Below are 13,337 nucleotides of genomic sequence, written 5' to 3'. Positions count from 1 at the left end.
TCCTTCCGCAGGGTCAGAGTCGGCCTCGCTCAGTCGAGGATGGCCCGGGTGACGTTGGCCTGCTCGGCCAGCACCTCGCTGATGCTGTGCTGGGTCTCGTTGATCTCCTGGACCGAGGAGTCGATCTGCCGCAGCGAGTCGACGAGGCGGGTGACCTGTGACTGGATCGTGGAGACGTTGTCCTCGACGGTGGTGGTGGCCGCGGCGGTCTGGGAGGCGAGCTGCTTGACCTCGCCGGCCACGACCGCGAAGCCGCGACCGGCCTCGCCGGCGCGGGCGGCCTCGATGGTGGCGTTGAGCGCGAGCAGGTTCGTCTGGGAGGCGATCGTCTGGATGACCTTGACGATGTCGCCGATCTGGGAGCTGGCCACCCGCAGATCGGCGATGTCCTGGTTCGCGCCCTGGACCAGCGCGCCACCCCGCTGGGCGACCGAGGTCGCCGCGACCACGTGCCGCTCGACCTCCTCGATCGACAGGACCAGCTCCTGGCCGGCCCGGGAGAGGCGACCGGCGGCGTCGAAGCGCTCGATCACCTGGCCGAGCAGGACGGCCGTGCTGCGCAGGGCGCTGCGCCGACCCTCGGAGAGGGTCAGCGTACGGGTCGCGAAGAAGTCCATGGTGCCGACGACCTCGCCGCGTACGACGATCGGCAGGCAGACCCCGGACTTCACGCCGGCCCGGCCGGCCGCGGGTGCGCGCACGCAGTCGGTCAGCTCGGCGAGGTCGGGGACGAAGACCAGGTCGCGTGCCTCCCAGGCGCGGCCGGACAGACCCACGCCCTCGGCGAACGACGCCGTCCGGGTGACGCGGCGGAACTCCTCGTTGACGCTGCCGGACTCCTGGACGAAGTGCAGCGCACGGTCGTGCTCGGCGATGCGCCAGTAGGAGGCGTAGTCCCACCCGAAGTCGCGCCGGATCGTCTCGAGCGCGAGCGACATCCCCTGCTCGGCGCTGGTGGCCTGGGAGATCTCTCGCAGGACGGTGGTGACGGCGGCGATGTCCTGGGCGGAGCGCTCCTGGTCGGCGCTCGTGGCCAGCCGGTCGATGGTCTGGGAGACGAGGGTGCCGACGGTGCGCAGGGCGGCGAGGCGCTCCTGCGAGGGCTCGAGGTGCTCGGTGGTGAAGAAGTCCATCGTGCCGGCGATCTCGCCGGCGACGAGGATCGGCAGGCAGATCCCGCTGCGGACGCCGGCGCGCTGGGCGGCCGGTGCCCGCACGCAGTCGGTCAGCCGGCCGAGGTCGGCGACGAAGATCAGGTCACGGGCGTGCCAGGCCCGGCCGGAGAGGCCGACGCCCTCGGCGAACGACGCGGCTCTCGTCACCCGGCGGAACTCCTCGCCGGCATCGCCGGACTCCTGCGCGAAGACCAGGAGGCGATCCTGCTCGCTGAGCGACCAGTACGACGCGTAGGCCCACGCGAACCGCTCGCGTACCGTCCGCAGCGCCGCGTCGATGGCCTCGTCCACCGTGGTCGCGCCGCGCAGGGCCTCGAGCACCGCGGTGATGGCCCAGGTGTTCTGACGTGCCTCGGCGACCGCGGGATCGTCCACCTGATCGGGCGAGGGCCGCGGGGTCGGGACGGCTAGGTTGATGCTCACGGGTGGTGCTCCTTGGGGGATCGCCTGGGGGAGGCTGCGACCGAGTCGCGACGTGCCGATCGGGCTCGTCGCGACGATCACGTGATGAGCGTGCTTCTCCGCGTCGGTGCCGAGTCACGCGTGGACCGTGGGAAACACCTCGCCGAGGTGAGTCGGGCGTAGGGGATAGGGGGTAGCACGTGAGCGATCGGCCGGTGGTCCAGACGGGTGAGGTGTTTCAAGGTCAATGATCAGATCTTTACCTGGGGCCGCCGTCAGCGTCCGCTCAGGCGGCGCGACAACAGGTCCGCCGTGTGCGTGAGCAGCCGGGCGACCTCGTCCGGGTCGGCCTCGTCCCGGGGGAACGTGATCGCGAGTCCGGCGACCGGGTGGCGGTTGTGATCGCGGACCGCCGTCGCCACACTCGCCATGCCCTGGGTGACCTCGCCGTCCTCCACGGCGTACCCGCGGCGCCGCTGCTCGGTCAGCACGGTCCGCAGGGCGGTGGGGGACTGCGGGCCGTGGCCCGTACGGTCGGCGAAGGCCGCCCGGTCGGGGTACAGCGCTCGGACCTGACTGGCGGAGAGGCCGCCCATGATGGCGCGACCGCTCGCGGTCAGGTGCGCCGGCAGACGTACGCCCACGTCGGTCACCAACGGTGGCCGGCCGGGCGCGCGCTCCTCGACGACGTAGAGGACGTCGCGGCCGTGCAGCACCGCGAGGTGAGCGCTGTGGCCGACGCGATCGACCAGCTGGGCCAGCGGCCGGCGCGCGATCCGCTGCAGCGGCCCCTGCCGGCTGTAGCCGCTGCCGACCTCGAACGCCGCCACCCCGAGGCCGTAGCGTCGCTCGTCGGCCAGGTGGACCACGAAGCCCTCGTCGATCATCGCGTTGACCAGGTGGTATGCGGTGCTGCGGGGCAGCTCGCACGCCCGCATCACCGCCTCGATCGGCACCGGGTCGGCCTGGGTGGCGAGGAAGCGCAGCACGCGCAGCGCCCGGGTGGCGGCCGGCACCTGACTCATGTGCCGAGCGTGCCACGTCCGACGCGGCGCCGTGGAGGCGGCGGGCGCCCCGTCAGGTCAGAAGCCGCTGGCCACCAGGTGGGGGTAGTACTCCCGCATCCGGCCGCGGCCGTCGAACTGCGCCAGCAGGCGCAGCCCGTTGCGCTCGATGACCCGGTTGCTCACCCACGCCGCCCCGATCGCGGCGACCGACACGGCGGTCGCGGTGATCCAGACGTCGACCAGCTGCCCGTCGCGCGCCGGCAGCACACCGCCGGCCCGCAGGATCCGCATCATCGGCTCATGCAGCAGGTAGACCCCGTAGCTGATCGCGCCGAGGAGGACCAGGGGCCGCCACAGCAGCCACCTCGGATCGCGGCGGCGGGCCAGGACCAGCGCACCGACCGCCAGCACCGACGCCGCGATGTCCAGGTAGTGCAGCCACTCGGTCGCCACGTCGTCGGAGCGGAGGGTCACCGCGACCGCGACCAGAGCCCCTGCCGCGAGGCACGCCGCCGGCCGTACCCACGCGGCGCGGAACTCGACCCCGGCCGCCGTCACCAGCGCCAGCATCATCCCGGAGCCGAAGGCCATCCCCTTCGCGAGCGGGCCGAACCACACCGGCCAGTCCGTGTACGGCGTGCGCGCCACGAGGGCGTGGTAGCCCATCCAGGCGGTGCCCAGGACCATCATCGAGACCGGGAAGACCGCGAGGATCAGCAGCCGTGCGCGTCGCGTGGAGACGCGCCGGCACAGCCGGCCGATCACCACTGCGGCCACAGCCATGAGGACGTAGAAGTGGAACTCCACGGCCAGGGACCAGGCCGGACCGTCGGTCCAGTAGATGTAGGTCTCGCTGTGCACCTGCGTGAAGGTCAGGTGCAGCAGCAGGTCGTGCCAGTTGCCGGGCAGCCGGGTGTTGGTGATGCCCCACACCAGGAACACCACCGTGTAGTAGAGCGGCACCAGCCGGGCGAAGCGACGCAGCAGCATGTCGATCGCCGAGCGAGGTGGCTCAGCGCTCAGCGCGGACCTGGCCACGGGGAGGAAGAGCACGAACGAGCTGAGCACGAAGAACAGGTCCACCGCCAGGTCGCTGACGGTGGCGAGCAGCCGGGTCGTCAGGGAGAGGCGGCCGCCGACCCCGGCGATGTCGCCGAGCTGGTTCTGGTAGGAGTGGAACAACACCACCGACAGCGCCGCCATCCCGCGCACGCTCTCCAGCGGGAACCAGCGGCGTACGGCCGGGGCGACCGGCGGGCCGGCATCCGGCGCGAGCGTGGCCGCGGTCATGCCGCCACCACCTCGAGCGGCTCCTGCTCCACCGCGCGCAGGTCGCGCGGAGTGACGGTCCACTCCCGCTCGCCGCACACGTGCTTGATCTGCGCGACGCGCATGGCCAGATTCTTGGCCTCGGTGTAGGCGACGAGGGAGAACACCAGGTAGCCCACGAACCACCACCGGTGCCGTCGGATGCGCGGGACGGCCAGTCGCCAGGCGAACATCACCTGGAGCGGACCGGCGACGAGGGTGAACAGCGTCGTCATCAAGAACAGCGGCGCCGACCAGTGCAGTACGCCGTCGCGCCAGGCGAGGAACGCCAGCAGCGGGATCGGCAGCGGGGAGATCCACGGGTAGATCTCGCGCCAGCCGAGCAGCACCACCACGCCCCAGCGCTGGCGCAGCGTGAGCGTCGGCGAGGCGACGGTGCGCGCCAGGTAGCGGGCGGAGACCTGCACCCAGCCCTGCGCCCAGCGCAGCCGCTGGCGCCACAGCGCGTGCACCGAGGTGGGGGCCAGCTCGAGCGAGACCAGGCCGGGGTCGCTGACGATGCGGTGCCCCTCGCGGGTGGCGCGGATCGAGCAGTCGATGTCCTCGGTCAGTCGGTCCGTGCGCATCCGGATGGAGCGGATCACCGAGGTGCGCCAGAAGCCGTTCGAGCCGCCGAACAGCCCGAAGCCGTGCATCGAGGCGCGTCCGGGGTGGCTGACGGCGTAGATCTGCTCGAACTCGACCGCCACCATCTTGGCGAGCAGGGAGTGCGCGCCGTTGCGTACGACGCAGTGCCCCTGGACGACGTCGATCCCGGAGCCGATCCACTGCCACGCCCGGTCGAAGGCGCCGGGCATGGGGTGGTGGTCGGCATCGAAGATGCCGACGAACTCGCCGGTGACCAGCGGCATGGCGGCGTTGACGTTCTGCGCCTTGCTGGTGCTTCCCTCCACACGCAGCAGGACCAGCCGCGGATCGTGCCGCGCCAGCTCGGCCAGCTCGTCCTCGATCGGATGGGTCTGCGGGGTGTTGTAGGCCAGGACGATCTGCAGCCCTCCGCCGTACTCGTGGGCCAGGAAGGTGGTCAGCGTGTCGAGGATCGTGTCGGCCTCGTTGGGCAGGTACGCCGCGACGATCGCCGTGGCCGGTGGAGGCGGCGCGACGGCTGGTGGTGGCGTGGGTGGGGTGAGCGCGTGCAGCGACTCGATCCAGATCAGACCCGCGGTGAAGGCAAGCGCGATCACCACGAACCAATAGAGGACCGAGGAGAGGTCCACGCCGGCGCGGTAGCTGGCGACGAGGATCAGGAACGGCACCACCAGGCTCAGTGCGAACGCCGCGAGGATCTGGACCCACAGCACCGCGCTGTGCGTGCGGCGTACCCGGAGCGAGGTGGTGCCGACGTGGCGCGCCACCAGGTCGCCGAGTCCGGAGGCCGTGTGCGCAGTCTCCTGGACCCGGGTCAGCAGGGTCGCTCGAGCCGTCAGCGAGCGTGGTCGCCGGTGGGACCAGCTCGTTCCCGCACGGACCCATTGCGCGGCGCCGTCGGGGGAGGTGAACGGCTCCACGGACAGAGCCCGACACATCGCCTCGAGCCGGGCGGAGGTGTGCCGTCGCGGTTGGCGCGCGAGCGTGACGCGGACCTGGTGGTCGTCCGCGTCGGCGATGCTGGTCTCTCCCTCGAGCAGGAAGGGCCTGATCCGCCCGAGGATCGCCTCGGAGAGGATCGCGTCGCTCGCCGCAGCGTCCGCGGCCTCCGCCTGCGGATGGCTGTCGGCACGGCTGTGCGGGACCGCGAGGATGGCGAGGACGCCCGCCTGCCTCGCGTCGGGGTGCTCGTCGACGGGGTGCTGGGTCGGGTGTTGGGCCGGGTGTTGGGCATGACGTGCTTCAGGGCGCGACACAGGCGCCCACCGGAAGGTGGCCATCGGTCGATCCGATCTGGTCGAGGTGCCTTGCGGTCCACCCCCTTCGAAGGGGGCGCATTTCCTGGACGGGAAGGGTGGGACGACCGGTCGCCGTTGACCGTGTCCGGAGCGAGTACATCGCGACGGGTGACTCCTCTCGAGCGTAGAGAACGGGCGAGAGGGCATGCATGCCCCATCTAAGGGAAGCCGGAGTGGTGTTCGCCACACGGGGCAGTCTCGGATATGAGACACGTTCGCGTGCCGCGGTCTGGCTCCGTCGGCCCGGCGGCGCTGCAATGGAGCCATGGTTGAACTCATCACGGTCGGCGTCGGACCGCTCTCCATCGACGACGTCGTCGCGGTCGCCCGGCACGGCGCCGCGGTGGAGCTGAGTGCCGATGCGCTCACGGCGATCGACACCGCACGCAGGGCGATCGACGCGCTCGCGGCCTCCGAGACGCCGGTGTACGGCGTCTCGACCGGCTTCGGCGCTCTCGCCACCCGGCACATCCCCAGCGACCTGCGCACCCAGCTGCAGCGCTCGCTGGTCCGCTCGCATGCGGCCGGCTCCGGCCCCGTCGTGGAGCGCGAGGTCGTGCGCGCGCTGATGCTGCTGCGGCTCTCCACCCTGGCCACCGGTCGGACCGGCGTGCGCCGCGAGACCGCCCAGCTGATGGCCGGCATGCTCTCGGCCGGCATCACCCCCGTCGTGCACGAGTACGGCTCGCTGGGCTGCTCCGGCGATCTGGCGCCGCTCGCGCACTGCGCGCTGACCCTGATGGGCGAGGGCGAGGTCTTCGACGCCGAGGGCACCCGGATGCCGGCGGCCGACGCGCTCGCCGCCGCCGGCCTGGAGCCCGTCGAGCTGGTCGAGAAGGAGGGCCTCGCCCTGATCAACGGCACCGACGGCATGCTGGGCATGCTCGCGCTGGCGATCGACGACCTGACCGACCTGCTCAAGGTCGCCGACGTCACCGCCGCGATGTCGGTGGAGGGCCAGCTGGGCACCGACCGGGTCTTCGCGCCCGAGCTCCAGGCGATCCGACCCCATCCCGGCCAGGCGCTCTCGGCCGCGAACCTGACCGCGCTGCTGCGCGACTCCGGCGTGGTCGCCTCCCACCGCGGCCCGGACTGCAACCGGGTGCAGGACGCGTACTCCCTGCGCTGCTCGCCGCAGGTGCACGGCGCCGCCCGGGACACCGTCGCCCACGCCGTCACGGTCGCCGGGCGTGAGCTCGCGTCGGCCGTGGACAACCCGGTGGTGCTGGTCGGCGAGGGATCCGAGGGACGGGTGGAGTCCAACGGCAACTTCCACGGCGCACCGGTCGCCTACGTGCTCGACTTCCTGGCCATCGTCGCCGCCGACGTCGCCTCGATCGCCGAGCGGCGTACGGACCGCTTCCTCGACACCTCCCGCAACCACGGCCTGCCACCGTTCCTCGCCGACGACCCGGGCGTGGACTCGGGCCTGATGATCGCCCAGTACACCCAGGCCGCGATCGTCTCCGAGCTCAAGCGGCTCGCCAACCCGGCCTCGGTGGACTCCATCCCGAGCAGCGCCATGCAGGAGGACCACGTCTCGATGGGCTGGTCGGCCGCCCGCAAGCTGCGTCGCTCGGTCGACGGCCTGGCCCGCGTGCTGGGCATCGAGCTGATGACCGCCGCCCGCGCGCTGGACCTGCGGGTCTCGACGGGCTCGACCGCCGGGACGACCCCGAGCCCCGCCACCGGTGCCGTCGTGGCGCTGCTGCGCGAGGCCGGCGTCGAGGGCCCCGGCACCGACCGCTTCCTCGCCCCCGACATCGACATCGCCTACCAGCTCGTCGTCGGCCGCCACGTCACGGCGACCGTCGCGAGCGTGATCGGAGAACTCGCATGAACGTCTCGACCGCCTCGACAAGCTCGGCGAACGCACGCCTGCCCATCCACGCCGCCACCGGCACCGAGCTGACCGCGAAGTCGTGGCAGACCGAGGCCCCGCTGCGGATGCTGATGAACAACCTCGATCCCGAGGTCGCCGAGCGCCCCGAGGACCTGGTGGTCTACGGCGGCACCGGCCGCGCGGCGCGGTCGTGGGAGGCGTACGACGCGCTCGTGCGCACGCTGCGCGACCTCGAGCCGGACGAGACGATGCTGGTCCAGAGCGGCAAGCCGGTCGGCGTGATGCGCACCCACGAGTGGGCGCCGCGCGTGCTGATCGCCAACTCCAACCTGGTCGGCGACTGGGCCAACTGGGAGGAGTTCCGCCGCCTCGAGGACCTCGGTCTGACGATGTACGGCCAGATGACCGCAGGGTCGTGGATCTACATCGGCACCCAGGGGATCCTCCAGGGCACCTTCGAGACCTTCGCGGCCGTCGCGGACAAGATCTCGACAGGCTCGATCACCGGCGAGCGCGGCACGCTCGCGGGCACCATCACCCTCACCGCCGGCCTCGGTGGCATGGGTGGCGCGCAGCCGCTCGCCGTCACCATGAACGACGGCGTCGCGATCTGCATCGACGTCGACGACTCGCGGATCAAGCGCCGCATCGAGCACCGCTACCTCGACGTGCAGGCCGACTCGATCGAGCACGCGCTCGAGCTGGCGGTCGAGGCCCGCGATGCCAGGCGTGGACTGTCCATCGGCCTGCTCGGCAACGCCGCCGAGGTCTTCCCGGCACTGCTGGCACGCAAGGCGCCGATCGACGTCGTCACCGACCAGACCTCGGCGCACGACCCGCTGTCTTACCTGCCGATCGGCGTGCCGTTCGAGGAGTGGCACGAGCGCGCGGCGCGCGACCCGGAGGGCTTCATCAAGGAGGCGCAGGCCTCGATGGCGGCGCACGTACGGGCGATGGTGGAGTTCCAGGACGCCGGTGCCGAGGTGTTCGACTACGGCAACTCGATCCGCGACGAGGCCCGCAAGGGCGGCTACGACCGTGCCTTCGAGTTCCCGGGCTTCGTGCCGGCGTACATCCGTCCGCTCTTCTGCGAGGGCAAGGGCCCGTTCCGCTGGGCGGCGCTGTCGGGCGACCCGGAGGACATCCGCAAGACCGACGAGGCGATCCTCGAGCTGTTCCCCGACAACGCCCGGCTGCACACGTGGATCCGGATGGCACAGGAGCGGGTGCACTACCAGGGCCTGCCGGCTCGGATCTGCTGGCTCGGGTACGGCGAGCGCCACCTCGCCGGGCTGAAGTTCAACGAGATGGTGCGCAACGGCGAGCTCAAGGCGCCGATCGTGATCGGTCGCGACCACCTCGACTGCGGCTCGGTCGCCTCGCCCTATCGCGAGACCGAGGCGATGTTGGACGGCTCCGACGCCATCGCCGACTGGGCGCTGCTCAACGCGCTGGTCAACACCGCATCCGGCGCGACCTGGGTCTCGATCCACCACGGTGGCGGCGTCGGCATGGGCCGCTCCATCCACGCCGGCCAGGTCTGCGTCGCCGACGGCACCGATCTGGCCGCGCAGAAGATCGAGCGGGTGCTGACCAACGACCCGGGCATGGGCATCATCCGGCACGTCGACGCGGGCTACGAGCGCGCCGCCGAGGTCGCCGCCGAGCGCGGCGTCCGCATCCCCATGGCTGAGACCGACCACGGACGCCGAGCTGGTCGAGGCGCCCAGTCCCTTGAGGAGGGCTGAGCGCCGTGCCGGAGCTGGCCGACTTCGAGCAGATGTGGCGCGACCTCACGCCGATCGGCCGCTCGACGTCATCGGGCGGGTACTTCCGCCAGCCCTGGCTCTCCGCGGAGCTGGAGCTGCGGGCATGGTTCCGCGAGGCGGCTTCCACCCGCGGGCTCACCGTCGAGGAGGACCCGTTCGGCAACCTGGTCGCCTGGTGGGCTCCGTCGCCGGAGGTCTCGACAGGCTCGACCTCCGGGAGCCGCGTCCTGACCGGATCGCACCTCGACTCCGTGCTGGACGGCGGTGCCTTCGACGGCCCGCTCGGCGTGGTGTCGTCGTTCGCGGCGCTCGACCTGATGCGCGAGCGCGGCGTGGTGCCCAGCCGACCGCTCGGTATCGCGGCGTTCGTCGAGGAGGAGGGTTCCCGCTTCGGGCGGGCCTGCCTCGGGTCGCGGCTGGCGAGCGGCGCGATGTCGTGGGACGACGCGCGCGGGCTCACCGATCGCGAGGGCGTCCGCCTCGGCGACGTCGTCGAGGGCGGCACCTCCACCCTGCTCGCGGGCGTCGGCACCTACGTCGAGCTGCACGTCGAGCAGGGCCGCGGGCTGATCGATCACGACGCGCCCGTCGGGATCGGCGCCGGGATCTGGCCGCACGGCCGCTTCCGGTACGACCTGGCCGGTCGCGCCGACCACGCCGGGACCACCCGGATGGAGGACCGCGCCGATCCCATGCTCACCTACGCCGCGACGGCGCTGGCGGCCGGCGAGCTGGCCCGCCTCGGCGGAGCACGTGCGACGTTCGGGCGCATCGACGTACGGCCCAACGGCACCAACGCGGTCCCGTCGCACGTCACGGCCTGGCTGGACGCGCGGGCCGGGTCCGACGCGGCGCTGGCCGACCTGGTCGGTGCGATCGAGCGGCGCGGCGCCGACCGCGCGGCCCACGACGGCACGCGCCTGAGGGTCACCGCGGAGTCGGTCAGCGGCGAGGTCGCCTTCGACGTGCCCCTGCGCGATGCCCTCGCCGCCACCCTCACTGCCACCCCCGCTGTCACCCGCGCGGGGGCGCGCGGCGCGGTGCCCGTGCTGGCGACGCAGGCGGGCCACGACGCGGGCATCCTGCAGGAGCAGGGCATCCGCTCCGCGATGCTCTTCGTCCGCAACCCGAGCGGCGTCTCGCACTCGCCGGAGGAGACCGCCGGGACGGCCGACTGCCTCGCCGGCGTCGAGGCCCTCGCCGATGCGCTCACCGGGCTGGTCCGATGACGGCCTACCTGCTGCAGCGAGCCTGGGTCGCGGGCCGGGTCCGCGATGCGGTCCTGGTCGAGATCGACGCCGGCCGCTTCACCCGGATCACCCCAGACGCCGACGTCGACACCGCCCAGGCCGCGGGTGCGATCCGCCTCGACGGGCTGACCCTGCCCGGCTTCGCCAACACCCACAGCCACGCCTTCCACCGCGCGCTGCGCGGTCGCACCCAGGCCGACCGCGGCACGTTCTGGACCTGGCGCGAGCAGATGTACGCCGTCGCGGGTCGGCTCGACCCGGACTCGTACTACGCGCTCGCCCGCGCGGTCTACGGCGAGATGCTGGCGGCGGGCTACACGGCGGTGGGGGAGTTCCACTACCTCCACCACCAGGCCGACGGCGCGCCCTACGACGACCCCAACGCGATGGGACATGCCCTGCTGGCGGCGGCGTACGACGCCGGGATCCGGATGACGCTGCTCGACACGCTCTACCTGTCCAGCGGCTTCGGCGCCGCGCCGCAGGGCGTGCAGCGGCGCTTCGACGACGGCACCGGGGAGGCGTGGCAGGACCGGGTCGCGGCACTGCGCGCTCCCGCGGGAGCGGCGGCCCGGATCGGCGTCGCCGCCCACTCGGTGCGGGCGGTGCCGGACCACGCCCTGAGGTTGCTCGCCCCCGCCGTCGCGGCCGGCCTGCCGGTCCACGTGCACCTCTCCGAGCAGGTCCAGGAGAACGACGACTGCCGCGCGGCGTACGGCCTGACGCCGACGGGCCTGCTCGCCGAGCACGGCCTGCTGGGCCCGACGACGAGCGCCGTGCACGCCACGCATCTCACCGACGAGGACATCCGGCTGCTGGGCGAGGCGCGCGCGTACGCATCGTTCTGCCCCACCACCGAGCGTGACCTCGGCGACGGCATCGGGCCGAGCCGCCGGCTGCGGGACGCGGGCGCGGTGTTGACGCTGGGCTCCGACAGCCACGCGGTGATCGACGCGTTCGAGGAGATGCGGGCGCTGGAGCTGGACGAGCGCCTCGCCACCCAGCAGCGCGGGCACTGGAGCGCGGTCGAGCTGCTCGTGGCGGGGACGATCGACGGACACCGCAGCCTGGGGTTCGCCGACGCCGGCGAGCTCGCCGTCGGACACCGTGCCGATCTGGTCACCGTCGACCTCGCCTCGCCCCGGACGGCCGGCTCCGGCCAGGACGAGCACGCCGCAGTCTTCGCCGCCGGCGCGGCCGACGTGACCCAGGTCGTGGTGGACGGCAGAGTCGTCTTCGGCGGGGATCACCACGGCGTGGGCCGCGCCCTGGGCGAGACGGTCGGAGCGATCTGGGCATGAACGACACCGCGCGACCTTCGTCGGCTCCTCCGCTGCGCTCCTCCGCCGAACACCGCCGCCAGGACCCCGTCAGCATCCTCATCACCAACATCGGCGAGCTGGTCACCAACGATCCGGTCGCCGAGGACCTGCTCGGGATCCGTACCGACGCGGCGCTGGTCATCGAGGACCAGGTGGTGGCGTGGGTCGGCGACGCCGACCACGCGCCCGCTGCGGACGAGGTGGTCGACGCCCAGGGCCGCGCGGTGCTGCCGGGCTTCGTGGACAGCCACAGCCACCTGGTCTTCGCCGGGGATCGCGCCCGCGAGTTCCAGGCCCGGATGACGGGGGAGCCCTACTCCGCCGGCGGTATCCGCACCACCGTCGCGGCGACCCGCGCGGCGAGCGACGAGGCCCTTGCTGCCGGCGTGGACCGCCACGTCGCAGAGATGCTGCGCCAGGGCACCACGACCGTGGAGATCAAGTCCGGCTACGGGCTCTCCGTCGAGGACGAGGCCCGCTCCCTGCGGGTCGCGCGGCGGTTCACCGAGGAGACCACCTTCCTCGGCGCCCACGTCGTCGCGCCCGAGTACGCCGACGACCCCGCCGCGTACGTCGACCTCGTCACCGGGCCGATGCTCGCGGCGGCCGCGCCGCATGCCCGGTGGATCGACGCGTTCTGCGAGCGCGGCGCGTTCGACGCCGACCAGGCGCGCGCCGTGCTGCTGGCGGGTGCCTCCGCGGGTCTTCGCGGCCGGCTGCACGCCAACCAGCTCGGCCCCGGGCCGGGTGCCCGGCTCGCCGCCGAGCTCGGGCTGGTCGCCGTCGACCACTGCACCCACCTCCGCGACGAGGACGTGCATGCGCTGCGCGAGGCCGGCACCATCGCCACCCTCCTTCCGGGGGTGGAGTTCTCCACCCGCCAGCCCTACCCGGACGCACGCCGGCTGCTCGACGCCGGCGTCCCGGTCGCGCTGGCCAGCGACTGCAACCCGGGCTCCTGCTACACCAGCTCGCTGCCGCTGTGCATCGCCCTCGCCGTGCGCGAGATGGGGATGAGCCCCGCCGAGGCGGTGTACGCCGCCACCGCCGGAGGGGCCGCGGCGCTGGCGCGAGCCGATGTCGGAGCGCTCGTCCCCGGCCGGCGTGCCGACCTCGTGCTGCTGGACGCGCCCAGCCACGTCCACCTCGCGTACCGCCCGGGTGTGCCGCTCGTCGACACGGTCTGGGCCGGCGGCCGGGAGAGGGCGGTGCGGGCGAGGAGCGTCGCCGGGATACGGTGAGCCGTGTTCCACGTGATGTTCCTCGACCTTCACATCAAGTGGTGATCGACGCGGAATCGAATAGGCGTCTGACCTGGGCATTTAGCCAACCTTGAAGGCGGCAGTAGTACGGG

General features: G+C 72.6%; 9 protein-coding genes. 5 read left to right on the top strand and 4 right to left on the bottom strand.

All coding sequences use genetic code 11. The features are described from left to right. Positions 1-29 precede the first annotated feature (29 nt). The 4 genes from ACZ5L9_RS18760 to ACZ5L9_RS18745 form a co-directional block, all read right to left on the bottom strand. The gene (locus ACZ5L9_RS18760; RefSeq protein ID WP_464530795.1) at positions 30-1,598 is read right to left on the bottom strand and encodes a GAF domain-containing protein; all 1,569 of its coding nucleotides are present in this window, start codon (positions 1,596-1,598) and stop codon (positions 30-32) included. 254 nt (positions 1,599-1,852) lie between these two features. Next, positions 1,853-2,602, bottom strand: a complete 750-nt coding sequence (locus ACZ5L9_RS18755) for an IclR family transcriptional regulator (RefSeq protein ID WP_464530791.1) — start codon at positions 2,600-2,602, stop codon at positions 1,853-1,855. A gap of 57 nt (positions 2,603-2,659) precedes the next feature. Then, positions 2,660-3,874, bottom strand: coding sequence for an acyltransferase family protein (locus ACZ5L9_RS18750; RefSeq protein ID WP_464530789.1), 1,215 nt, complete (start codon positions 3,872-3,874; stop codon positions 2,660-2,662). Further along, entirely contained in the window at positions 3,871-5,781 is a 1,911-nt protein-coding gene (locus ACZ5L9_RS18745; RefSeq protein WP_464530786.1) for a glycosyltransferase family 2 protein, read from the bottom strand. The genes ACZ5L9_RS18750 and ACZ5L9_RS18745 overlap by 4 nt, the downstream gene beginning before the upstream one ends. Positions 5,782-6,064: 283 nt before the next feature. On the opposite strand from ACZ5L9_RS18745, the gene hutH reads away from it, so the two are divergent. The 5 genes from hutH to hutI are packed head-to-tail and all read left to right on the top strand — an operon-like array spanning position 6,065 to position 13,224. Continuing rightward, a complete protein-coding gene (gene hutH, locus ACZ5L9_RS18740) occupies positions 6,065-7,639 on the top strand; it encodes a histidine ammonia-lyase (RefSeq protein ID WP_464530782.1) in 1,575 nt (524 codons plus the stop codon). Continuing rightward, complete coding sequence (gene hutU, locus ACZ5L9_RS18735) at positions 7,636-9,390, top strand: urocanate hydratase (protein ID WP_464530779.1); 1,755 nt, start codon at positions 7,636-7,638, stop codon at positions 9,388-9,390. The genes hutH and hutU overlap by 4 nt, the downstream gene beginning before the upstream one ends. Before the next feature lie 5 nt (positions 9,391-9,395). Beyond that, positions 9,396-10,640: an allantoate amidohydrolase gene (locus ACZ5L9_RS18730; protein WP_464530775.1), complete on the top strand. Its 1,245-nt coding sequence runs from the start codon at positions 9,396-9,398 to the stop codon at positions 10,638-10,640. Beyond that, complete coding sequence (locus tag ACZ5L9_RS18725) at positions 10,637-11,962, top strand: formimidoylglutamate deiminase (RefSeq protein WP_464530772.1); 1,326 nt, start codon at positions 10,637-10,639, stop codon at positions 11,960-11,962. Before ACZ5L9_RS18730 ends, ACZ5L9_RS18725 begins: the two co-directional genes overlap by 4 nt. Then, the gene (hutI, locus tag ACZ5L9_RS18720) at positions 11,959-13,224 is read left to right on the top strand and encodes an imidazolonepropionase (protein WP_464530768.1); all 1,266 of its coding nucleotides are present in this window, start codon (positions 11,959-11,961) and stop codon (positions 13,222-13,224) included. The genes ACZ5L9_RS18725 and hutI overlap by 4 nt, the downstream gene beginning before the upstream one ends. The last annotated feature ends 113 nt before the right edge of the window (positions 13,225-13,337 follow it).

It is taken from the genome of Nocardioides sp. JCM 18998, assembly GCF_055391535.1.
The sequence above is the reverse complement of the archived record's forward strand: the minus strand, read 5'-3'. Positions and strand labels throughout refer to the sequence as shown.